Source organism: Actinocrinis sp., assembly GCF_035653575.1.
In the GTDB taxonomy this organism is placed as follows: Bacteria; Actinomycetota; Actinomycetes; order Streptomycetales; family Catenulisporaceae; genus Actinocrinis.
Genome location: NZ_DASRBQ010000111.1, coordinates 98,856 through 122,302, shown reverse-complemented (window position 1 = coordinate 122,302; position 23,447 = coordinate 98,856). Strand labels below are relative to the sequence as shown.

Below are 23,447 nucleotides of genomic sequence, written 5' to 3'. Positions count from 1 at the left end.
GTTACCCGGCATAGCTGGACTAATAACCCCAGCCCCAACGCACCTGGGTCACGCCCGAGGCGTTGTTGTTCGATAGGCCGCTGCCGTTGTGATACTCCATCGAGTAGCTGTCGCCGGTCTTCAGCCCGGCCCAGTACACGTTGCCCATGCCGTCGGCGCGGGACAGGTCGGTGACCGCGGCGAAGTAGGACTGCTCGACGGCGCCGTTGTGGTTCGCCAGATAGTTGACCCCGGTGGTCATCGGCGCGCCGAACTCGTCGATGATCGTGCGGCTGGTGTAACTGCCGATTCGGCTGTTGAGGTCGGACTCCCACTGCGACTCCTGGGTGTAGTTGTTCCAGGTGCCGTAGTAGTGCAGCGAGAGCAGCGTGCCGGTCAGCGCGGAGGAGGCGCCCACGCCGGTCACGTGGTCGTTGTAGCCGGTGCCGCTGATGATGACCCGGCCGCGCGGCACGCTGGAGAACTGCGCGAGCCACGAGGAGCAGATCGAGACCCACTGGCTCAGCGAGTAGCCGTACGGCTCGTTCAGCGGCTCGAAGTAGACGTTGGCGTTGCCGCCGTACTGGCCGACCACGGTGCTCCACATGTTGGTCCACGCGGTCATGTCGGTGATCGTGCCGGTGCTCGTGCTCTGCGTCCAGGCGCTGATGATGACCTTCATGCCGTCCGCGAGGGCCGCGTCGATCGCGCCGCGGTAGGCGCCCCACCAGGACTGGCTGACGCTCGGCGGGTTGATCGGCAGGCGCACGGTGTTCGCCCCCAGATTCGCCTGGAACGCCTTGATGTAGCTGTCCGCGATCGAATACACCTGCGAGTAGTTGTCCGAGGCAGCCAGCCCGTCCGGGATGACCCAGCCGGAGTTGTAGTTGTCGCGGGTGTCGGCCCAGTTCACGCCCTTGAACTGATTGGTAGCCGCCAAGGCCGGCTGCGCCTGGACGACGAAGAGGGCCGAGCCGGCCAGCGCGGTCGCGGCGCAGAGGCCTGAGACGAGCTTGCGCCGTGCGATGAATCCGAACACGTGCTGCTCCCTGTGAGTGAGGGTGCTGCGAATGTGGGTGAAGGGTAGGCGCGGCGATCGTGGTGCCGAGCTGCGTGCTCGGGCCTCAGGCTCGAACGCGCGGACTCGCGGTGCTCTCGCGCACGATCAGCTGCGTGTGCACGGTGACTCTGCGGTTGTCCTCGTCGTCGAACCCGTAATCGTCCACCTTGCGCAGCAGCTGCTGGATCGCCTGGCGGCCGACCTCGCCGAAGTCCTGCCGGATGGTGGTCAGCGGCGGCCAGAAGGAGTGCGCCTCCTCCAGGTCGTCGAAGCCGACCACGCTGATGTCGCCGGGAACGTCGCGGCCCAGTTCATGCAGCGCCCGCATCGCGCCGAGCGCCATCTGGTCGTTGGCCGCGAAGATCGCCGTGACGTCGTCGCGCCGGCCCAGGGTCAGGCCGTGCCGGTGCCCTGATTCGGTCGACCAGTCGCCGTACAGCACCGGCGGCGGCTCGATTCCGGCGTTCTTCAGCGTGCGCCGCCACGATTCGGTGCGGTGCACGGCCGAGAACGAGGTTTCGGGCCCTGCGATATGCCACACCTGCCGATGGCCGAGTCCGAGCAGATGCTCGGTGGCCTGGCGCGCGCCCTCCGCCTGATCGGTGTCGACGACGGTGTACTCGGCGCCGGCGTTCGAGTCGATCACGACGACGGGCAGTCCGGGCGGCAGCGTGAATTCCGCGTTGTCGAGCAGGTGGGCCTCGAAGACGATGATCACACCGTCGACGCCCTGCTCGCTCAGCCTGCTGTAGGCGCCGGAGACCTGCTCCAGGGTGGCGTCCACGACCGGGATCAGCATCACCGAGTAATTCGCGTGCGCCGCCTCCGAGGCGATCGCGTCCAAGGTGCGCATGTTGCCGAAGGTTCGCAGCGTGAACATGATCACGCCGATGGTCCGGAAGCGCCCGGAACGCAGCGCGCGGGCCGCCGAGTTCGGCCGGTATCCGAGCGCGCGCATCGACTCGATCACGCGCGCCCTGGTCGCCGCGTCCACGTTCGAGTGGCCGTTCGACACCCGCGAGACCGTCTGCGAGGAGACCCCGGCGTGCCGGGCCACATCCCCCATGGACGGCCGCGCGGCCTTCCGGGCGACGGGCGCTCCCTCGGTCGTGGCCATGGCTCCCCAGTGGTTCGTCGAGCTGCCGTTGCCGTCCCGTGATGCACCCGACGGTAGGCATGGTTACGTAAACATGGTAGCGTCCGCGACACCGATGTTTACGTAAACATTTAGCGCTCATGTCCGCCATGTTTACGTCAACATGCGGCAGCTGTCCAGAGGCCGGATCCGCGGATCGTCCGGACCGGCCCCGGCCAGCGGCGCAGTGCCGCCGCCCGCGGCGGCGCGTGAAAGAGCCGTGACGTGAACAGCAGTGATCCCGAAAGCAGTGACATGACCGCAACCTCCGTGACCGCAGCGTCCGCGACTCCCGGGCGCGACCTGCCGCGCCCGCGGCGGCGACGCCGCAGGAACTGGACCGGCTGGGGCTTCCTGAGCCCGTTCCTGGCGGTCTTCCTGCTCGCGCTCGTCGCGCCCGTGCTCTACGCGCTGTACCTGAGCTTCTTCCAGGACAAGCTGATCGGCGGCAACCGCTTCGCCGGCCTGGCCAACTACAAGCAGGCGCTGAGCGACGCGCAGTTCTGGTCGGCCTTCGAGCGGGTCGCGCTGTTCCTGGTGGTGCAGGTGCCGGTCATGCTGATCCTGGCCCTGGCCATCGCGATGGCGCTGGACAGCGCGCGGCTGCACTGGGCGCCGCTGTTCCGGCTGTCGATCTTCCTGCCGTACGCGGTGCCTGCCGTGGTCGCCTCGCTGATGTGGGGCTTCATGTACGGCACCCAGTTCGGCCTGATCGGCAACCTGGACCGGTGGCTGCACACCACCCTGCCCGACCCCTTCTCGAGCGGCCTGGTGCTGCCGGCCATCGGCAACATCGTCACCTGGGAGTACGTCGGCTACAACATGCTGATCTTCTACTCGGCGCTGCGGGTGATCCCCGCGGAGCTCTACGAGGCGGCCGAACTCGACCGGGTCGGGCCGTTCCGGGTGATCTGGCACATCAAGCTGCCCTCGGTGCGCGGCGCGATCCTGATCGCCACCATCTTCTCGATCATCGGCAGCTTCCAGCTGTTCAACGAGCCGAACATCCTCAAGCCGCTGTCCCCGGACACGATCAGCAGCTACTTCACCCCCAACATGTACGCCTACAACCTCTCCTTCGCAGGACAGGAATACAACTACTCGGCCACCATCGCGATCATCATGGGCGTGGCGACCATGGTCATCGCCTATCTGGTGCAGCGCGCCGGCACGCGCAAGAGGGAGGCGTGACGATGGCTGTCACACAGCGGATGACGGCGACGGCGACCACCCCGGCATCCAGGTCCGTGCGACTGGCCCGGCGCACCTCGGCACGCAGCGGCAGCTCCCTGCGCAAGCGCAAATCGCCGATGCTCACCGCGGTGATGACGCTGACGCTGATCTACGCGCTGCTGCCGCTGTTCTGGTTGCTGGTCAACGCCTCGAAGACGCAGGGCTCGCTGTTCACCACCTCAGGGCTCTGGTTCGGCGGTAAGTTCGCCCTCTTCGACAACATCGGCCAGACCTTCAGCTACGACCACGGCGTGTTCCTGAAGTGGTTCGGCAACACGCTGCTGTATGTCGCCGCCGGCGCGGGCGGGGCGACGATGCTGGCCACGCTCGGCGGGTACGCGCTGGCCAAGTTCGACTTCCCCGGCAAGCGCGCGGCGCTCGCGGTCATCCTCGGCGCGGTCGCGATTCCGGGCACGGCGCTCGCGGTGCCCTCGTTCCTGATGTTCAGCAAGCTCGGCCTGACCGACACGCCGTGGGCGATCATCATCCCGTCGCTGGTGAATCCGTTCGGCCTCTACCTGATCTGGGTCTACGCCCAGGAGGCGGTGCCGACTGAACTGCTTGAGGCGGCCCGCGTCGACGGGATGCGCGAGTACCGCATCTTCTTCAGCATCGCGCTGTACCTGATGCGCCCGGCGATGGTGACGGTGCTGCTGTTCTCGGTCGTGGCGACCTGGAACAACTACTTCCTGCCGCTGATCATGCTGAGCAAACCCGACTGGTACCCGCTCACGGTCGGCCTCTTCGAATGGAGCGCGCAGTCGCGCACGGTCGGCGGGCAGGCGATCTACAACCTGGTCATCACCGGCTCGCTGCTGACCATCGTGCCCATCGTGATCGCGTTCCTGTTCATGCAGCGCTACTGGCAGTCCGGACTGAGCACCGGGAGCGTCAAGGGCTGACCAGCTAACCCAGAACCCGCATTCACCATCCACCGGCGGCGGTCCACCGCCACCGGACGGCTCGATCCATGCCGAAACCGGCCACCACGAGTCCGCACCACCCTCACCAGAAAGAAGAACCATGACAGCCAACGTTCAACCCCGAGCCCTGTTGCGGCGCGCCGGCGTCGCCGCGACCGTCACCGCGCTCGCGGCCGTGGGCCTGGCCGCGTGCTCGAGCAGCAGCTCCGGCTCCTCCGCCGCGGGCTCGGGCGGTTCCGGCGCCTCCGGCCAGGCGGCCATCGCGGCCGCGCTGCAGAAGAAGTCCTCGATCACGGTCTGGGCCTGGGCGCCGCAGGTCAAGGACATCGTCGCGGCCTTCGAGAAGAAGTACCCGAACGTCACGGTCGACCTGGTCAACGCGGGCACCGCCACCACCGAGTACACCAAGCTGCAGAACGCGGTGAAGGCCGGCTCCGGCGCCCCCGACGTCGCGCAGATCGAGTACTACGCGCTGCCGCAGTTCGCCCTCTCCGGCGCGCTGGCCAACCTGCAGGACTACGGCCTCGGCAGTCTCAAGGGCGACTACTCCGCGGCCGTGTGGGACTCGGTGGACATCAACGGCCAGCTGGTCGGCCTGCCGCAGGACACCGGCCCGATGGCGCTGTTCTACAACAAGAAGATCTTCGACAAGTACCAGCTGAAGGTCCCGGCCACCTGGGCCGACTACGTGGCCGACGCGCAGAAGCTGCACGCCGCGAACCCGAGCGAGTACATCACCAACGACACCGGCGACCCCGGCTTCGTCACCAGCATGATCTGGGACGCCGGCGGCAAGCCGTTCACGGTCAGCGGCACCACCAACGTCACGATCAACCTGCAGGACGACGGCTCGAAGAAGTTCGCCGGCACCTGGAACCAGCTGATCCAGGGCGGCCTGCTCTCCCCGATCTCCTCCTGGTCGAACCAGTGGTACACCGGCCTCGGCAACGGCACCATCGCCTCCCTGATCACCGGCGCCTGGATGCCCGGCAACCTGGAGTCCGGCGTGCCTACCGGCTCCGGGGACTGGCGGGTCGCGCCGATGCCGACCTGGACGGCCGGCGGGGCGGCGGCGACCGCGGAGAACGGCGGCTCCAGCGACGCGGTGCTCAAGCAGAGCAAGAACCCGCTGGTGGCCGCAGGCTTCCTGCAGTTCATGAACGACGGCGACGGCTCCACCATCTTCGCCAACGAGGGCGGCTTCCCGTCGCAGAACTCCATCCTGAGCTCCGCCTCGTTCCAGAACGCGGCGCCCGCCTACTTCGGCGGCCAGCAGATCAACCAGGTGCTCTCCGCGGCCGCGAACTCGGTACTGCCCGGCTGGAGCTACCTGCCGTTCCAGGTCTACGCGAACAGCATCTTCCCGGACTCGGTCGGGCAGGCGTACGCGAAGAAGTCTGACCTGAACGCGGCGCTCAAGGCCTGGCAGGACAGCTCCGCGCAATACGGAGCGCAGCAGGGCTTCACCGTCACCAGCAAGTGACGGCACACTGACCACGCGGCCGCACCCGCGTGCACCCGGCGTGTGGCCGACCGGTTGAACCCCGGTCGGCCACACGCCCACCTGTCACATCGAGAGGACCCACCGCATGAGCACCGCGAACGCGCCGGCCGTCGACGCCGCCGCCCTGCCCTTGCCGGAACCCGGCCCGGATCAGTTGCCTGCGACGTCCCGATTCGAGATCGGCGAGCAGGACTTCCTGCTGGACGGACGGCCGCTGCAGATCCTCTCCGGTGCACTGCACTACTTCCGCATCCACCCTGACCACTGGTCCGACCGCATCGCCAAGGCCAGACAGCTCGGCCTGAACACGATCGAGACCTACGTGGCCTGGAACGCACACAGCCCGCACCCCGGCGAATTCCACACCGAGGGCGGGCTCGACCTGGGCCGGTTCCTGGACCTGATCGCGGGCGAGGGCATGCACGCGATCGTGCGCCCCGGCCCGTACATCTGCGCAGAGTGGACCAACGGCGGCCTGCCGGCCTGGCTGTTTCGCAACCCCGACACCGGAGTGCGGCGCAACGAGCCCGGCTTCATGTCGGCGATCTCAGACTTCTACCACAACCTCGCGCCGATCATCGTGCCGCGGCAGATCGACCGCGGCGGCCCGATCATCCTGGTGCAGGTCGAGAACGAATACGGCGCCTACGGCGAGGACAAGGACTACCTGCGCGCGCTGGCCGACCTGACCCGGCGCATCGGCGTCACCGTCCCGCTGACCACCGTGGACCAGCCGATGGAGGACATGCTGGAGCGCGGCGGGCTGCCCGAACTGCACAAGACCGGCTCTTTCGGCTCGCGCATCGCCGAGCGGCTGGACACGCTGCGCCGCCACCAGCCGACCGGGCCGCTGATGTGCTCGGAATTCTGGGACGGCTGGTTCGACAGCTGGGGCCTGCACCACCACACCACGCCGATCGAGCACAGCGCTCAGGACCTCGACGAGCTGCTGGCGCGCGGTGCGTCGGTGAACATTTACATGCTGCACGGCGGCACCAATTTCGGCTTCAGCAACGGCGCCAACGACAAGGGCGTCTACCAGCCGATCACCACCAGCTACGACTACGACGCCCCGCTCGACGAGGCCGGGAACCCCACGGCGAAGTACTGGGCGTTCCGCGAGGTGCTCGCGAAGTACACGCCGCTGGGTGATGACAAGCCGCTACCCGCACGCCCGCGGCCCCAGTTCTCCGCCCCTCTTCTGCAGACGGTGCCGCTCTGGGATGTCGTCGACCGCCTCGGCTATTGGACCCGCCGTGAGCAGCCGCCGAGCGCGGACGAGCTCGGCCACTACGACGGATTCACCTTGTACCGCACCGAGATCGACTGCGCCGGACCGTCGATGTTCGAGGTCGAAGAAGTCCGGGACCGCGCCCAGGTCTTCCTCAACCGGGCCGGGGTGGGCGTGCTGGCGCGTGACCATCACGACCGCGCGCTCGCGCTGCCGCCGGACGCGCGTGGCACGCTGGACCTGCTCGTGGAGGATCAGGGCCGGGTGGACTACGGGCCGCGTATCGGCGAGCCCAAGGGCCTGATCGGCCCGGCGCGGCTGAACGGCGCGCCGGTCGAGGGCTGGTCGGTGTTGCCGCTGAACCTCGCCGTGATCGAACCGGTCGCAGAGGCGCTGCGCGCGGCCTCAGGGGACGACGCGTCGCACGCCGCGCCCAACGCCCTCGTCGGCCCGGTTTTCGCCCGCGCCACCTTCGATCTGCCGGAACCCGGCGACCTGCACCTGGACACGTCGGGCTGGGGCAAGGGCGTGGTCTGGATCAACGGGTTCTGCCTTGGCCGCTATTGGTCGCGCGGACCGCAGCGCACGCTGTACGTTCCTGGCCCCGTGCTGCGAGCCCGCGACAATGAGCTGATTCTGTTCGAGCAGCACGCGACCAGCGCCACGCGAGTCACCTTCGTCGCCGCCCCGGATCTCGGCCACACGGAGCAGTGAGCTGACCCGCATCGCCACCGATTAATCAGTAGCCTGATTCAGCTTCGCTCGCCGCTCTCGGCTCGCGGCGTCTACCCGCCCGCCTTCGCGCCCTCGCTCGGCGTCCTCGCGCTCGCGCGTCGCCGCCAGCGAGCCGAGCAGCGCCAGGGCCTGGGCAGTCTCACTGCCGGGCTCGGCGTGGAAGATGACCAGCTGCATGCCGTCGGTCCGCGCGATGTCCAGCTTCTCCTTGCGCAGGTACAGCTCGCCGACCTGCGGATGGCGCAGATGGCTGGTTCCGTCGGAGCGGTAGCCGACCTCGGCCCGCGCCCACAGGGTGCGGAACCGCTCGCTGCCCAGCGACAGCTCGCCGACCAGCTCGATCATCCGCGGATCGGTCGGATCGGCCCCGGCCCGTGCGCGCAGGCCGCCGACCACGCTCGCGGTCGTGCGGTCCCAGTCCAGGTACAGCTCGCGGGCACCCGGGTCGAGAAACAGCTGCCGCAACAGGTTCCGGCCGGGGGTGAAGTTGGACGCCAAGGCGCCGGCCAGGGCGTTCACGGCGAGCAGGTCCATGTATTTGTTGGTCACGAACGCGGGCAACGGAAGCTGCCCGAGCAGTTGTGCGATCCCGGTCGGCACCCGCTCCGCCCGCGGACGTGCCCGGCGGCGCGGAGCGGGCCGGGCCAGCCGGTGCAGATGGGCGGTCGCCTCGGTGTCCAGTTGCAGCGCCTCGGCGAGCGCGTCGAGGACCTGGGCCGAAGGATGCTGATCGCGTCCCTGCTCCAGCCGCAGGTAGTAGTCGGTGCTGATTCCGGCGAGCAGCGCGAGCTCCTCGCGACGCAGACCCGGTACTCGCCTGCGATCGCCTGCGACAAGGCCCACGTCCTCGGGACGAACCTGGTCGCGTCGTGCGCGCAGGTAGTCGCCCAAAGCGTTCGACCTGTTCCCCGGGTTCTGCGTGCAGCCCAGCCTGTCCCTGTCCATGGTTCGAGCTTAAGCGCCGGGTACGCGAAGTGACTGGTCCTGCCACTCCCAGGATGCGCGGGACATACCCAGCGCGCGCGAGCCCGATCAAGACTTGAGAGTGGATACCGAACCGACACACCGAAACCGAGAGCCGGAACCGATGACTGAGAACACCCTCGGCGGCACCTTCAAGATCGCCGACGACTTCGTGATCCACCGGATGGGCTACGGCGCGATGCAGCTGGCCGGGCCGCACGTCTTCGGCCCGCCGAAGGACCGCGACGAGGCGATCGCGGTCCTGCGCGAGGCCGTCGACCGCGGCGTCGACCACATCGACACCGCCGACTTCTACGGCCCGTTCGTCGTCAATGAGTTGATCAAGGAAGCGCTGTACCCCTACCCCGAGCACCTGCACATCGTGACGAAGGTCGGCGCCCGGCGCGGCGACGACGGATCGTGGATCTTCCGGCGCGAACCGGAGGACCTCAAGCTTCAGGTGCACGAGAACCTGCGCCGCCTCGGCCTCGACCACCTCGACGTGGTCAACTTCCGGGTCGGCACGGCCGAGGGTACGGCTCCAGAGCCGCAGTTCGCCGAGAAGTTCGGCGCGCTGGCCGAACTCCAGCAACAGGGTCTGATCCGGCACCTGGGCCTCAGCAGCGTCAGCGACGAGCAGCTCACCGAGGCGCAGGCGATCGCGCCAGTGGTCACGGTGCAGAACCTCTACAACGTGGCCCGCCGCGAGGACGACGCGCTGGTGGACCGTTGCGCGGCCGAGGGCATCGCCTACGCGGCGTTCTTCCCGCTCGGCGGCTTCACCCCGCTGCAGTCGAGCACCCTCGGCGAGGTCGCCGCCCGCCTCGACACCACGCCGCACAACGTCGCACTCGCCTGGCTGCTGCACCGTTCGCCGACGATGGTCCTCATCCCCGGCACCTCCTCCCGCGGCCACCTGCGCGAGAACATCGCCGCCGCCGACCTCGTGCTGCCGGACGACGCCCTCGCCGAACTCGACACGATCGGCGCCTGAGCCAGCCAGAGTCGTCCCGTTCAGTGGGACAAACGCGTATTGCCGCCGCAGGTCTGGGGCCCGCGGCGGCAATGTGTTGTTCGCCTTCTTTGCCGACCCAGCCGGTGACGATCCCGCGCGTGCCGGGGTGGCGTGCGGCTCGGCCTCGTTATCAGAGCCTTGTGTCCGTCCGACGCGGATAGAAGTCTTGTATCCGTTTGATACGGACATGCGTCCGCGCTGGTTCTTGGAGTGGTCTGACTTGGTCTGGCGTGTCGCGTGACGCTTACCCACACCCACCCTCGCGCGAGTCCGGCGGTGCTTAAGCCGGCTCGGCGCGTTGCGTCAGGAGCGGGAATGTATTGCCGCCGCAGGTCTGGGACCCGCGGCGGCAATGGGCAATACGGCAATGCGGTTTAGCCGTTAACGGCGCACGGTTCGAGGACCGGCGGCGGCAATCAATTCACTGTTGCCGGTCCAGTGTCAGCTCAGCGCGGCGGGGGCCACGGTGATCTGGTCGATGTCAGGCGCGTAGGCGCTCGGGTTGGCGAAGGTGATGCTGTTCGACCCGGCGTTGAGCTGGACCGTCACGTCGAGGGTCCAGAACTGGCTCCAGGAGTAGGTGTTGCGGAAGTGCGCCGTCACGTTCGTGCCGGCCGAGGTGGTGATGACGGCGGCGCGGTCGATCAGGTTCTCGTTGTAGTTGCCCGAGTTGGTGCTGTCGTCGTTGGCGTAGGTGACGGCGACCCGGTACGTGCCGGACGTCGGCGCGTTGATCCCGTTGAACGTCAGTGTGTTGGCGGAGCCGTTGCCGATGTAGCCCACGTACTTGCCGCCGGACGCGTAGGCGTTGCTTGCGACCACTGCTGTGCCGCCGAGCGTGTTGCCGGAGGCTTCGGCCTGGTAGGTGACCGTGGAGCCCGCGTCGGCGGTGTCCGGGGTTACGTCGAGACGGTCGATCTTCGCGCTGGCCGCGCCGGTCGTGGTGTATGCCACGTCGTTGATACCTGCGTGCAGGAAGACCCGGTTCGAGGTCTGATTCCAGCAGACGCATGACGTCGGACTGGTCGCGACGTTCTCCAGAGTCGCGCCGTCGAGAGCGAGCTGGAAGCCGTTCGAGGTAGCCGCGGCGCTGGTGGCGTAGCGCAGGCCGAGTGTGTAGTAGCCGTCCGCGTCGGCCTCTACCGCGAAGGTGGTGGTCGAGGACGCGGGCGCGGTCACGTAGCCGGTGCCGGTGTAGCCGGTCTGCGCGGAGGCGGTGCTCGCGCCACCGGACAGATCGGCGGTCTCGGCTTCATAGCGCGTGGCCGAGCCGGTGACTCCCGGGATCGCGCTCGGCGCGTAGGTCAGGTCGATGCGGTCGAGGGTGACCTGTCCTGTCGCGGTGCCGAAGGAGGGGTCTGACACGCCGTACGTCAGCGTGTGTGTGCCCGCGGTGAGGGTGACGTATCGGTCCAGGTGCGAACGGAACACCCAGTTCAGCGTCGCCGGATAGTTGAGGTAGGACCAGGACCCTGAGTCGATGCGGAAGATCTGCTGCGCCGGCAACGCCGTCTGGTTGCCGTAGAAGGTGCTGAGCAGGTAGCGGCCGGTGCTCGGCACGTTGACGGTGAAGACGACGCGGCTGTCGGACTTGTCGATCGAGCCGACGTCCTGGCCGCCGGAGGTGGCGTGGCCGTAGTAGTTCGAGACGGAACCCTGGCTGTAGACGGTCGCGTCGGTGAGCGCGGCATTTTCCGCCTCGTAGCGGCCCGACCACGCGGTGTCGGTGGCGACCGTGCCGGACGCCGCGGTGGCCGGGGTCACGACGACCTGGTACGCGGCCATCGGATCGGTCGTGGCGACCGGGATCGTGGCCGAGCCGCCGGAGACCGGGTAATCGCCCTCTGCGATGCTCTTCGGGGTGTAGGCGGCGCCGTCGTATCCGCTCCACGTCGTCGACTGGATGGAGACGTGCACCTTGCCGCCGAACGTGCTCGACGGGATGTTGGTCAGCACCAGGTTCGAGGCCGCCGAGGTGCCGCCGAGCAGGATGCGCGCCTGCTTCTTGCCGGTGTCCAGGGCAGCTACGCCTTGCAGCGTGTCCACGGTGTTCGGGCTGGGCGGCGTGACGGCGACGGTGTTTCCGGTCAGCTGGCCGTACCAGTCGTACAGCCACCAGGAGCCGTCCGGCTTGTCGGCCTCCACCGCGTTGTCCGAGTAGTTCTCGGCGATGTCCCAGAACGCCTGGTCCGCGTCGACCTTGGCGTTCTCGAACATGGAGATCCACTGCACCAGCTGCCCGGGATCCGACAGGTCGCGCTGGTCGGCGTATTCGTCGATGTTGACCGGCAGGTTGCCGAGGCCGAGCGAGGACTCGATGGAGCGCAGCGAGGCCAGGTTGTTCGGGAAGTTCGAGATCGACGACGGCGCGAGCTCGTGCCAGGTGACGATGTCCGGCAGCACGCCGTTCGCCTTGGCGTAGCTCAGGAAGCCGGAGAAGATGCTCGAGTCGTAGACCGCGGTGTTCGGCCCGGCGATGACCGCGCTCGGGTCGTCCGCCTTGATCCGGTGGTAGATCGTGGCCCAGTCGGACTCGAACTTGGCCAGGTTCGAGCTGAGCGGGCTGTACCAGTTGCCGTCCGGTTCATTGAAGGGTACGTACACGTAGTGGCTGTGGTATGGGCTCGCCTTCAGCGAGGCGGCGACTGTGTCGATTACGGATTCGTAGTCCGCGAGGCCGTTGTTCTGATACGGCCACTGTGAGTAGTAGTCCTGAACGTAGACCAGGATCTGCGAGCCGCCGGCCGCCACGAACTCCCCGGCGACCTTGTCGGCATCGCCGCCGGGATGCTGCGCGCCGTTCGGCGGCTTCTGCGCGATCGTGCGGACGTGCAGTGGCGCGAGCAGCGGAAGGCCCGGCACACCGTCCTGTGCCAGACCGTAGAGCGCGCCGGATGCACCGTGGTAGACGGGTCCTGTGCTGGAGCCGAAGTTGACGGTGATCTGTTGCGTCGCGGCGTGCGCCGGAGCGGTGGTCGCGACGAGCGCGGTTCCTATCAGCGCCGCACTCATGAGGGACCCGGTGGTTTTGCGCATGGGTATGTGGAACATCGTTGTCCCTTCAGGGGCCTTACTTATTTGACGGCGCCGCTGGTGATGCCGGCGATGATGCGACGCTGCGCGATGACGAAGACCGCGACCATCGGCAGCGACATGAGGGCCACATAGGCGAAGATCAGGTGCCAGTTGTTCAGGTAGAGCGCCGCGCTGGCGACCTGATACAGGTTCAGCGGCAGGGTCGCGTCCGCGCCGCCGCCGAGCACGAAGAACGCGTAGAACACGTCCGACCAGGCGAACAGCATCACCATGATGGTCGCGGTGGCGATCACCGGGCGCAGCAGCGGCAGGACGATCCGGGTGAACACCTTCCACGAGCCTGCGCCGTCGATGCGGGCCGCTTCCTCGAGCTCGTACGGCAACGTTCTGATGAAGCCCGTCATGAAGAAGATCGCCGTGGACAGGTACATCCCGGTGTACACCGCGATCATCCCGGGCCTGGTGTTGGCCAGGCCGAGCTGCCGCAGCTCCATCACGATCGTGATGACCGCGGGCGGCAGCAGCAGACCACTGATGCTCAGCGCGTACGCCGCCGAGACCAGGCGGCCGGAGCGGCGGGCGAACACCCACGCCGCGCCCGCGCCGAGCAGCAGCACAAGGACCACGGACGGGACAACTACCAGCACGCTGTTGACGAAGCCGCGCAGCATCTGACCCTGGTCGAAGGTGCCGCGGTAGTTGGTCCCGGGCTGCCAGTGCCGCGGCAGCGCGAGATTCGGCTTGATCGCCTCGCCCTGCGGCTTGGCCGAGGTGACCAGCACCAGCCACAGCGGCACGCCGATGAACACCAGCGCCATCGCCACGACGAGGGCCGGTCGCAGGGTTCGATAGCTCAGGACTCTCACAGCAGCACCCGCTCCCTGCGCCGCATCCCGAGGATCACCGGGATCGCGATGACGACCACCACGGCGAAGAGCACCAGGCTCATCGCGGAGGCCTGCGCGTACAGTCCCTCGCCGAAGATGCGGAACATGTAGATGTTGAACACCTGCGTCGAGTCGGCCGGGCCGCCCTTGGTCGTGGCCTGCACGATGTCGAAGGTGTTCATCGACCCGATCAGGGCCGTGGTCACGTTGAAGGTCAGCGCCGGGGCCAGCATCGGGAACCGGATCGCCCAGAACGCGCGCCACGCCCCGGCGCCGTCGAGCGCGGCCGCCTCGGTCACGTCGCCCGGAATCGACTTGAGCCCGGCCAGGTACACCAGCATCGCCAGGCCCATCCACTTCCAGCCGTGGATGACGGTCAGCAGCACCAGCGTCCACGTGGTCGAGCCGAGCCAGGCGATGTCCACGTGCGTGCCGGTCAGGTCGGAAAGCAGGGCATTGACGGCGCCGTCCTGGTTGAGCAGCGCCTGGAACACGTAGCCGACCGCGAGCGCGGACAGCAGCACCGGCAGGAAGAACACCGCGCGGAAGAACCGGTTGAACCGGGTGTCCTTCTCCAGCAGCAGCGCCAGGATCAGCCCGAATCCGTTCTGGAAGATCGCCACGCCCACCGCGTATTCCAGCGTGGTGCGCAGCGCGAGCTGCAGCGAGCCGTCGTGGGCGATGGTGCGGAAGTTCGACAGGCCCGCGAAGGAGATCGAGGAGTGGAACGCGGACCAGTTGGTGAACGGGTAGAAGAAGTTGAGCACGTTCGGGACGAGGAAGAACGCTGCGAAGACGGCGAGCGCGGGCAGCGCGAACCACCACGGGTGCTGCACCCGCCGCTTCGCGCCGCCGCGTGGTCCGGTGGACGGCCGCCCACCGCGCCGGCGCGGCCGGGACGACCCGGAGGAAGTCCCGGCTTCCCGCCCCGATGCCGCTCCATTCGGCGCGGCCGTTTGCTCCTCGAGCGTGGCCGGGGCTTCAGGGCGGCTGTAGGCTTCGCGCCGCTCGACGCGGCCGCGCAGTGTCCACTGAGAAGGGGTCGCGAACCCTGCGCCGCCGCCCCGGCCACGCTCGAAGAGGCGGTCAAGTACGGACGCCGAACCCATTAGAACCCTGCCACGCCGCGTGCCTTGAGCACCTGGGTGAACTGGTCCTCGCAGGCCTGCGCCACCTGTTGCGGGGTCTTGGTGCCGTAGATCATGTCGGCCAGGGCCAGGTGCATGTCCGGCGCCGTCAGGGCCTTGACCTGGAACACGCCGGTCGCCGTCGGCAGGGCCTGGGCCTGTGCGATCGCGGTCTGCGGCAGGCCGTCCGGGTTCGGCACCGAGGGCTCCACCGAGACGACCTTCTGCGAGTCGATGTAGTCCTTGTAGTCGGTGGTCAGCCAGAAGTCGATGAACTGCCTGGCCGCGTTCTCCTTCGCCGAGTCGCCGGTGTTGAACGCGACCACGCCGTTGGTCTGGTCGGGGGAGTACTCGGCCTGCGCGGCGGAGTCGGCCACCGGGAACCAGCCGATCGCCTGGTCGATCTGCGCGGTGGAGTAGGCGGCCTGGATCTCCGACTGGAGCGAGGTCACGTTCACCGCCATCGCCGCGGTGCCCTTCATGATCGCGGTTCCCTGGTCCACGAAGGTGCCGGTCTTGTAGTCGGCCTGGGCCAGTCCGCCGTCGAGAACCTGGCTCTTGTACTTCGTGATAGCGCTAACAATCGCGGGATTGGTCCAAGAGTCCTTGTTCGCGTTGAGCGCTGTCCAGAAGGAGGCGGGCAGATCCGTCATCTGCAGCTGGACCTGCCACTGCAGCGGCCACTTGTCCCCGCCGACCTCGAAGAACGGGGCGACGCCCGCGTCCTTCTGCTTGATCAGCTTCGCGTCGGCCAGCAGCTCGTCGTAGCTCTTGGGCATGCTGGTGATGCCCGCCTGCGCGAAGTCGGCCTTGTTGTAGTACACGCCGAGCACCGCCGGCGAGGTGACGACCGCGGCGTAGCGGTGCCCGTCCACCTGGCCGAGGGACTGCTCGGTGGAGCCGAGCTGCTTGATCCACGGCTCGTTGTCGAGGCTGAGCAGGTTCTGCGCGGGGTTGATGAACGGCAGCGTGGACTGGGTCGGCTGCCAGAAGGCCAGGTCCGGCTTCTCGCCCGAGGCCAGCTTGGTCGGGAAGTTCGATTCGTACGGGTCCGGGACGACCACGGTGTTCACGGTCGCGCCGGTCGCCTTCTCGAAGGCCGATATCACCTGCTTCGGCTCGCCGACGCTGTTCTGCGCGGTCCAGAAGGTGAGGGTCACGCCCTTGAGCGAGGCGGTCGGGTTGAGCGAGCCGGAGGCGGCCGGAGCGGACGAGCCGCCGCTGCTCGGGTTGGAGCAGGCGGCCGCGCCGAGGGCGAGGGCGCAGCCGAGCGCCGCGCCGGTCAGAATCTTCTTCATCGAAGTCTGCTTTCCGTCGGATGAGGGTGAGGGTGGATGCGGCTGGCTATGCGTGGTGGAAGGAGCCCGCGCTCTCGCGCACGATGAGCTCGGGGCGGCCGACCGGGTGCGGCACGATCGGGGCGGCGCCCTCGATCTCGCTGTGCAGCAGGGCGAAACAAGCCCGCCCGAGCTCGACGAAGTCCATGCGCACGGTGGTGAGCGCCGGGGTGTAGAAGGCTGATTGCGGGGCGTTGTCGAACCCGACGACGCTCACGCTCTCCGGGATGCTGCGTCCGGCCTCGTGCATCGCGCGGATCACGCCGAGCGCGAGGTCGTCGTTGCCGCACAGGATCGCGCTCACCGCGGGGTCGCGGGCGAGAGTGCGGCCGGCCTGATAGCCGGCCAGCGCGTCCCAGCCGGCGCCCACGGGTTCGGGCGCCGTCACGCCGGCTGCCGTGAGGGCTGCGCGCCATCCGGCGGTGCGGCGGCTGGTGTGCGTAGTGGACGGGATGGCGACGTAATGCACTGTCGGGTGGCCGAGTTCGAGCAGGTAGCGGGTCGCGGATCGCGCCGCCTCGCCGTCGTCGATCCACACCCACGGCTGTCCGGCCTGCGGCGCGGTCTCGGGTGTCTCCACCGCGGCGGCGACCGGCACCCCGTCCGGAATCGCTTGCAGCGCAAGGGTTCCGGCGTGGTCGAACGCGATCACGATGACCGAGCCGCTGGAGTCCGCGGCCCGGTCGACGGCGGCCCGCACGTGCCCGTCGTCGGAGGATTCCAGAACGCTGATGCCGACGGAAAACGCGGCGGCGCGCGCGGCCTCCTCGATGCCCTGCAGCGTGGCCGCGTAGCCGTACAGGGTCGTGTTGGAGGTGACCACGGTCAGCGACCGGTTCTCCCCGCTGGCCAGTGCGCGCGCCGCCGAGTTCGGCCGGAAGCCCAGCTCGGCGATCGCGGCCTGCACCCGGTCCCGGGTCGAGTCGCGCACATACGAGTTGCCGTTGATCACGCGCGAGACCGTCTGGTAAGAGACCCCCGCGGCCTTCGCCACGTCCCGGATGCTCACCGCGCGAGTGCGCTGGCGGGAAGGGCCGCCGGCGGCCTGCTCCGAGGTGCTCTCGGCGGGCGAGGGGCTTGTGTGACCGGTCACAGACATGCCAGGATTGTGAACGGTCACATATCCCCTGTCAAGACCTGCCGACCGAGTGCGCGACGTCCTTTTCGGCCCGCGCGCGGTACGCTCGGCGCGCCGGTCGCGACGCGGCGCAGCGAGGAGTCAACCGTGCCCCAGGCCCCAGCCAGCCCGGCGAAAACCCAGGTCAGCAGCTTCACCTGGGGTGACGCGGACCTTCGGCTGCAGTTCCGCGTCGGCCGTGACGGCGTCGTGCGCCTCGCCGCGCTCGGCTCCGCGGCGGGCCTCGCCACCATCGCTGACGAGGCGTGCACCGACATCGACGGCGATTTGACCGGTCCGCTCTTCCTGCCTTTAGTCGAGGTGCTGGTGGCCGGATCCGGGCGCAACCGTTCCGGCGAGCGCAGCATTCACGCCGCCGCCGGATCGCGGCTGCTGTACCAGGGGCACGAGGAGAGCCGAGATGGCATCTGGTCGCAGTTGCGCGTGGACCTGTCGGATCCGGACAGCGGCCTGGCGGCGCAGATCCTGCTGCGGTCGCCCGACGGTGTCGGCGCAGTGCAGGCGACGGTCCGCATCGCCAACCGCGGCGTGCGGCGCCTCGTGCTCGAATCGGTGACCTCGTTCGTCATCTCAGGCCTCGTCGACGAGGCGGCGGAAGCGGATGACGCGGGGGAGGGGCGCGACCACCTGGCCGGCCTCGACGTGCACTGGGCCGACAACGACTGGCTGGCCGAAGGACGCTGGCACCGAGCCCCCTTGCGGGAGGCGTTGGTGGACGTCGACCGGGCCCGGCACCACCAGGACCCGCGCAGCAGCTTCCATCGCACCAGCCAGGGAAGCTGGTCCACCGGCCGCCACCTGCCGATGGGCGCCCTCGTCGCGCGCGGCGGAGGCAGAGCGCTGACATGGCAGGTCGAGAGCAGCGCCGGCTGGCGCTGGGAGATCGGGGAACACAGCAGCACCGCCTACCTGGCGCTGCTCGGCCCCACGGACTGCGACCACCAGTGGCGGCAGGCGCTCGAACCGGGGGACGAGTTCACCACCGTGCCTGCCGCGGTCGCCTTCGGCGCAGCCCCGCTCGGGTCCGCGGACGACGCCCTCGCCGCCGCTATCAGCGAGCTGACGAACTACCGCCGCGCGCTGCGCCGCCCGCACCCGGAACAAGCCACGCTGCCGGTCATCTTCAACGACTACATGAACACCCTGATGGGCGACCCGACCGCGGACAAACTCGCGCCGCTCATCGACGCGGCGGCCGGCGTCGGCGCCGAGGTCTTCGTCATCGACGCCGGCTGGTACGACGACGACGCGGCCGGCTGGTGGGACAGCGTCGGCGAGTGGCAGGAGTCGAGGTCGCGCTTCCCGGACGGCATGGCCAAGACCACCGACCGCATCAGGGCCGCGGGCATGGTGCCGGGGCTCTGGCTCGAACCGGAGGTCGTCGGCCTGCGCAGCCCGGTCGCGGCGCGGCTGCCCGAGGAGGCGTTCTTCCAGCGCGACGGGATCCGCGTAGTCGAGCACGGCCGCTACCAGTTGGACCTGCGCCACCCGGCCGCGGTGCGGCACCTGGACCAGGTCGTGGACCGGCTCGTCGCGGACTACGGCGTCGGCTATTTCAAGCTCGACTACAACATCAACCCCGGTCCCGGCACCGATCTCGGCGGCAGCGCCGGCTCCGGGCTGCTGGGGCATCAGCGCGCCTACCTGGCCTGGCTCGACGCCGTGCTCGACCGGCATCCCGGGCTCATCCTGGAGAACTGCTCCTCCGGCGGCATGCGCACCGACTACGCGCTGCTGGCCAGGCTCCAGCTCCAGTCCACCAGCGACCAGCAGGACCCGTTGCGCTACCCGCCGATCGCGGCCGCCGCGCCCGCCGCGATGACGCCGGAGCAGGCCGCGGTCTGGGCGTATCCGCAGCCCGGCTACGACGAGGACCTGAACGCCTTCACGCTCACCAGCGCACTGCTCGGCCGGGTCCACCTTTCCGGCTACCTGAACCGGATGAGCGCCGAACAACGCGCGCTGGTCGCCGAGGCGATCGCCGTCTACAAGCTGATCCGCGCCGACATCCCGCGCTCGGTCCCCTTCTGGCCGCTCGGTCTGCCCGGCTGGACCGACCCGTGGGTCGCCCTCGGCCAGCGAGCACCGTTCGCGACGTACCTGACCGCCTGGCGCCGAATCGGCGAGTCAGCCAGCGAACAAACCCTCGCCGTACCGCACCTGCGCGGCCACGATGTGACCCCGCGCACGCTCTTCCCCGCGGCGACGGCTACGGACACCGACCTGTCCTGGGATCCGGAACGCGGCGAACTCACCGTCCGGCTGCCGCGTCCCGGCACCGCGCGTCTCATGTCCCTGACTCACCGCGACCTCGGCTGCGCCGACGCCGGCTGACCCCGCGCACGCGCGCAGGTTCGGGCTAGACGACCTCGCCGGAGGAGAGGTCCCGGGCGTCGAAATGGGTCACGACCGGGGCCGCGGCGAAGAACTCGCCGACGGCGCCGCGCCACTGCGGGAACAGCTCGGAGCCGCGGAATTCGACCGTGTGCGCTTCGAGCGACTGCCAGCCGACCAGCAGCAGGTAGACGCTCGGGTCCTCCACCTGGCGGATCAGCCGGCTCCAGCGGTAGCCGGGGGACTTGGCGATGGCCTGCTCGCCACGCTGGAACGCCTGCTCGAACTCGGCCTCGCGTCCGGGGGTGATGGTGAGCTGGGCGTGTTCGACGACGGGGCGCTGTTCGGCGGTCATGGTTCGCTCCAAGGGCGCGGCGGCGGGCTGGCTGTCCGAGGGCGAGGTTAACGTAGCTTCCGAATTGGAAGGGACGGGGTCGATCATGGCGGAAGCGATCCGGATCGTGCCGGCGAACGAGGCCTCGTGGGAGGACGTGCAGGCCGTCTTCGGGCGCCGCGGCGAGCCGGCCCGCTGCCAGTGCCAGTGGTTTCGTACTCCGGCCGCCGAGTGGCTGGCGCTGGCGCGCGAGGAGCGCGAGTGGCGACACCGCGAGCAGGTCGGATGCGACGCCGACCCCGACTCGGGCGCCGGGCCCGGCGAGACCAGTGGCTTGATCGCCTACCTCGACGGCGAGCCGGCCGGCTGGTGCGCGGTGGCGCCGCGGGTGGAGTACCCGCACCTGCGTACGCAGAAGGTGCCGTGGGCCGGCCGGGCCGAGGACAAGGACGACCCCGGCGTGTGGGCCGTCACCTGCTTCGTCACGCGGGCCGGCTTCCGGCGGCGCGGGGTTGCCCGTGCGCTCGCCGCGGCCTCGGTCGGCTTCGCCCGCGAGCGCGGCGCCCGGGCGCTCGAGGCCTATCCGATGCTCGTCAAACCGGGCTACGAGATGACCTGGGGCGAGCTCTACGTCGGTGATCGCAACAGCTTCGTCGCGGCCGGATTCACCGAGGTGAGCCGGCCGACGGTCCGGCGCGTCGTGATGCGCGTGGAGTTCTGAGCCCGGGGCCGGTCCGAAGACCCGGCGCCGGTTTCGGGGTTTTCCCGGTTTCCAGGGCCGCGGCCTTTCGGGCTGGCTCTGATCGTCGCGATGCCGGTCATCCTCGTGTACGTTGCGATCAGCGCCCCGCCGATCCCGGGCGCCGCAAGGAGCCGTCAAATCGGATGAACGTCCCCAGCCTGGTGGCCGCGATCGACATCGGCGGCACGAAGATCGCCGGTGCCCTCGTCGACGCGGCGGGCGCCATATCAAGGCACGTTGTCGCGGATACGCGTGCGACCCGGCCGGCCGACGAGGTGATGGCCGCCGTCGCGCGGGTCGTCGGCTCGATCTCGGCGGGGCCCGGATGGGAGCGGGTGGCGGCGGTCGGCATCGGCAGCGCCGGCCCGGTGGACATCAGCCGCGGCAGCGTCTCGCCGGTCAACATCCCGGGCTGGCGTGACTTCCCGCTGGTCGAGCGGGTGCGTGGGCTTCCGGCCGTCGGCGGACGGCCGGTGGTGCTCGGCGGCGACGGCGTGGCGCTGGCTGCCGCAGAACACTGGCTCGGTGCCGCGCAGCCGTATGCCAACGCGCTGTGCATGACGGTGTCGACCGGAGTCGGCGGCGGCCTGATCCTCGGCGGCGAGGTATATCCCGGCCCGACCGGCAACGCGGGACACGTCGGCCACCTGAGCGTGGCCGTGGACGGCGACGCGTGTCCGTGCGGTGGCCGCGGCTGCGTGGAAACGATGGCCAGCGGCCCGGCGATCGCGCGCCGGGCGATCAGCGAAGGCTGGCAGCCGCCGAACGGCGACCGCTCGGCCAAGGCGGTGGCCGATGCGGCACGCGCGGGGGACCGCGCGGCGCTGGCCGCGTTCGACCGGGCCGCCCGCGCGCTCGCCGCCGGCGTCGCGGCCACCGCGGCGCTCGTGGAGATCGACGCTGTCGTCGTCGGCGGCGGAGTCGCCAAGGCCGGAGAGCTGCTCCTCGACCCGCTGCGGCGGCACCTGAAGGAGTACGCCGCGCTGCCGTTCACCAGCGGACTGGTCGTCGTGCCAGCGCAGCAGGGTACTGATGCCGGGCTGATCGGCGCGGCGCACCTGGCCCACGCGGCGCTCGGCGATCTGGTGGGGTAGCCGCGGCGCGTCCGGGCCGCTCAGTCCACCTGCGAAGCGCGCGTTCTACGTGTTCTGCTTTTGGGTCGGGAAGCCGCCGTACGGCGCGGCCTTTTGAAGGTACGCGACGCCTTTCTTCAGGTACTCGCCCGGTGGTGGCGAAAGATACGACTGCCACTTCGGCGCGGGGTTGTGCCGCATCCGCGTGTAGCAGGCGAGTGCGTACCCGAACATGCGCTGATCCAGGTAGCCGAGCCGCTGGACCGAGACGCCGGAGGCGTTCGGCTTCGCGGTACGCGCGGCGTTGGCGTTGAAGATGCCGAGGCCGAAGAAGACCGTGGCCAGGTCGGTGAGCGCCTCCATGTCCGCCCGCCCGGGCTCGATCCTGCCCTCACCGTTCAGCCTCGCGTGCGCGAGTTCGTGTGCGATGACCGCGGTCATGCGCGACTGGTCGGCAGATGAGTCGCGATCGAGGGTGATGATTCTCGCGCCGCTTTCGTCCTGCTCGAAGACGCCCGCCGCGAAGCTCTCGCTGTGCACGACGTACTTGAACATCTCGGGATCGCGGGACGGCGTGCCCACCAGCCGGACGGTGATCCGATCTGGCGGCAGGCCCATCATCGGGCAGACAGTCCGTACCAGGGCTTTGATGTCTTCGTCAGTGCCCGCATAAGGCAGCGGGAAGAAGTCACGCGTGGGCAGCACGGTGGGCCGCTGGACCGGGTCGTAGCCGAACTGCGTGGTGAACCAGAGCATGGATTCCTCGATCCACGCCTGTTCCTGCTCGCTGACCGGGCAACCGTCCGAGCGCGGCGCGGCTGCCCGCCACGCGGTACGCACCTCGTTCACTGCCTCGCGGACTGTTGCGGGCTGCGGCCTCGATCTCGCCTCGGCGGCGATCTCGCGCAGCAGCGGCCGTGTGGACGCGGCGCACCAGGCCAGAATCCACAGCGCGCTGACGGTCGCGAAGAAGGCCGACGAGGCGGTATCGCGCAGCAGGAGCAGGACTACGGCCGGAATGACGAAGATGAAGCCGTTGCGTCTCGCCTTGCGCAGCCGCCCGCGCGGACCGTGGTCGCGGGAACTTCGCGCGAGGTGCACGACGCCGAGGCCCGCCACGAGAAGCAGCATCGCAACGACGCATACGATGTCGAACTCGTTGACCGGGTTCGCGTTCGAGCCGCCGCTGAATCCGTCGCCTTGGGCACTGATGACGGTTCCTCGCCACGCGACGACTGAGATGGCCGTGCCGGGCTTCGGCGGGAGTCCGGTGAAGTCGGCCATCTGGCCGTTCACCGTCCCGCCGGGCACGTCGCCATGGCCGCGCAGGATCAGCGTCGTGGTGGCTTCTCCGCCGCGCGAGCCAGCCGTTTGATATGCACGCACCACGGTGTCCGTCCCGACGATGCGGCACCCGGAGTCGGTCGGGGCGCCGACGGCGCAGATCCGTCCCGACTGATACGCATCGGCCTGCCCGCTGGCGATCCAAGCCCACGCGAGGAAGGACACTGATCCCGCGAGCAGCAGCCAGGCGACCACGAAGCCTGTTGCCGACGCCTGGCGTACTGGTTTTCCCGGCCGGGCGGTGCGCTTGGACCTCAGCGCCGCGCCGCCACCCGGCCGCGCCCGATCCTTCGCGGCTTTCGCTGATCGCGCCGCAC

18 protein-coding genes are annotated in these 23,447 nt (G+C 69.1%); 8 read left to right on the top strand and 10 right to left on the bottom strand.

The window, feature by feature from the left end; all coding sequences use genetic code 11:
* Positions 1-19: 19 nt before the first annotated feature.
* Complete coding sequence (locus VFA06_RS15930; RefSeq protein WP_324841351.1) at positions 20-1,018, bottom strand: cellulase family glycosylhydrolase; 999 nt, start codon at positions 1,016-1,018, stop codon at positions 20-22.
* Between the two features lie 85 nt (positions 1,019-1,103).
* Complete coding sequence (locus tag VFA06_RS15925) at positions 1,104-2,156, bottom strand: LacI family DNA-binding transcriptional regulator (protein WP_324841350.1); 1,053 nt, start codon at positions 2,154-2,156, stop codon at positions 1,104-1,106.
* 273 nt (positions 2,157-2,429) lie between these two features.
* Between VFA06_RS15925 and VFA06_RS15920 the strand changes: the two genes are divergently transcribed.
* From VFA06_RS15920 to VFA06_RS15905, 4 genes are all read left to right on the top strand, one after another.
* Complete coding sequence (locus VFA06_RS15920; RefSeq protein WP_324841349.1) at positions 2,430-3,365, top strand: sugar ABC transporter permease; 936 nt, start codon at positions 2,430-2,432, stop codon at positions 3,363-3,365.
* Positions 3,366-3,367: 2 nt separating this feature from the next.
* Positions 3,368-4,309 (top strand): carbohydrate ABC transporter permease, encoded by a 942-nt coding sequence (locus VFA06_RS15915; protein WP_324841348.1) that lies wholly within the window; start codon positions 3,368-3,370, stop codon positions 4,307-4,309.
* Between the two features lie 121 nt (positions 4,310-4,430).
* Entirely contained in the window at positions 4,431-5,813 is a 1,383-nt protein-coding gene (locus tag VFA06_RS15910) for a sugar ABC transporter substrate-binding protein (protein WP_324841347.1), read from the top strand.
* A gap of 106 nt (positions 5,814-5,919) precedes the next feature.
* Complete coding sequence (locus VFA06_RS15905) at positions 5,920-7,779, top strand: beta-galactosidase family protein (protein ID WP_324841346.1); 1,860 nt, start codon at positions 5,920-5,922, stop codon at positions 7,777-7,779.
* Positions 7,780-7,800: 21 nt separating this feature from the next.
* Here the strand turns inward: VFA06_RS15905 and VFA06_RS15900 are convergent, their stop codons facing one another.
* Positions 7,801-8,745: a helix-turn-helix transcriptional regulator gene (locus tag VFA06_RS15900; RefSeq protein ID WP_324841345.1), complete on the bottom strand. Its 945-nt coding sequence runs from the start codon at positions 8,743-8,745 to the stop codon at positions 7,801-7,803.
* A 142-nt stretch (positions 8,746-8,887) separates the two neighbouring features.
* Between VFA06_RS15900 and VFA06_RS15895 the strand changes: the two genes are divergently transcribed.
* On the top strand, positions 8,888-9,757 hold the full coding sequence (locus VFA06_RS15895) for an oxidoreductase (protein WP_324841344.1): 870 nt from the start codon (positions 8,888-8,890) through the stop codon (positions 9,755-9,757).
* Between the two features lie 462 nt (positions 9,758-10,219).
* On the opposite strand, the gene VFA06_RS15890 is transcribed toward VFA06_RS15895, so the two are convergent.
* The 5 genes from VFA06_RS15890 to VFA06_RS15870 all read right to left on the bottom strand — a co-directional run bounded on the left by VFA06_RS15890 (position 10,220) and on the right by VFA06_RS15870 (position 17,264).
* Entirely contained in the window at positions 10,220-12,829 is a 2,610-nt protein-coding gene (locus VFA06_RS15890; protein WP_324841343.1) for a CBM35 domain-containing protein, read from the bottom strand.
* A gap of 23 nt (positions 12,830-12,852) precedes the next feature.
* On the bottom strand, positions 12,853-13,632 hold the full coding sequence (locus VFA06_RS15885) for a carbohydrate ABC transporter permease (protein ID WP_349260203.1): 780 nt from the start codon (positions 13,630-13,632) through the stop codon (positions 12,853-12,855).
* Positions 13,633-13,676: 44 nt separating this feature from the next.
* Positions 13,677-14,537 (bottom strand): sugar ABC transporter permease, encoded by an 861-nt coding sequence (locus VFA06_RS15880; protein ID WP_324841341.1) that lies wholly within the window; start codon positions 14,535-14,537, stop codon positions 13,677-13,679.
* A 272-nt stretch (positions 14,538-14,809) separates the two neighbouring features.
* On the bottom strand, positions 14,810-16,126 hold the full coding sequence (locus tag VFA06_RS15875) for an extracellular solute-binding protein (RefSeq protein WP_324841340.1): 1,317 nt from the start codon (positions 16,124-16,126) through the stop codon (positions 14,810-14,812).
* Between the two features lie 46 nt (positions 16,127-16,172).
* The gene (locus tag VFA06_RS15870; RefSeq protein WP_324841339.1) at positions 16,173-17,264 is read right to left on the bottom strand and encodes a LacI family DNA-binding transcriptional regulator; all 1,092 of its coding nucleotides are present in this window, start codon (positions 17,262-17,264) and stop codon (positions 16,173-16,175) included.
* A 126-nt stretch (positions 17,265-17,390) separates the two neighbouring features.
* On the opposite strand from VFA06_RS15870, the gene VFA06_RS15865 reads away from it, so the two are divergent.
* Positions 17,391-19,637 (top strand): glycoside hydrolase family 36 protein, encoded by a 2,247-nt coding sequence (locus VFA06_RS15865; RefSeq protein ID WP_324841338.1) that lies wholly within the window; start codon positions 17,391-17,393, stop codon positions 19,635-19,637.
* A gap of 25 nt (positions 19,638-19,662) precedes the next feature.
* Here the strand turns inward: VFA06_RS15865 and VFA06_RS15860 are convergent, their stop codons facing one another.
* The gene (locus tag VFA06_RS15860) at positions 19,663-19,992 is read right to left on the bottom strand and encodes an antibiotic biosynthesis monooxygenase family protein (protein ID WP_324841337.1); all 330 of its coding nucleotides are present in this window, start codon (positions 19,990-19,992) and stop codon (positions 19,663-19,665) included.
* Between the two features lie 85 nt (positions 19,993-20,077).
* Between VFA06_RS15860 and VFA06_RS15855 the strand changes: the two genes are divergently transcribed.
* Both VFA06_RS15855 and VFA06_RS15850 read left to right on the top strand, forming a co-directional pair.
* Positions 20,078-20,692: a GNAT family N-acetyltransferase gene (locus tag VFA06_RS15855; protein ID WP_324841336.1), complete on the top strand. Its 615-nt coding sequence runs from the start codon at positions 20,078-20,080 to the stop codon at positions 20,690-20,692.
* Between the two features lie 164 nt (positions 20,693-20,856).
* The gene (locus tag VFA06_RS15850; protein ID WP_324841335.1) at positions 20,857-21,807 is read left to right on the top strand and encodes an ROK family protein; all 951 of its coding nucleotides are present in this window, start codon (positions 20,857-20,859) and stop codon (positions 21,805-21,807) included.
* 45 nt (positions 21,808-21,852) lie between these two features.
* Here the strand turns inward: VFA06_RS15850 and VFA06_RS15845 are convergent, their stop codons facing one another.
* Complete coding sequence (locus VFA06_RS15845; RefSeq protein WP_324841334.1) at positions 21,853-23,325, bottom strand: hypothetical protein; 1,473 nt, start codon at positions 23,323-23,325, stop codon at positions 21,853-21,855.
* Positions 23,326-23,447: the final 122 nt, after the last annotated feature.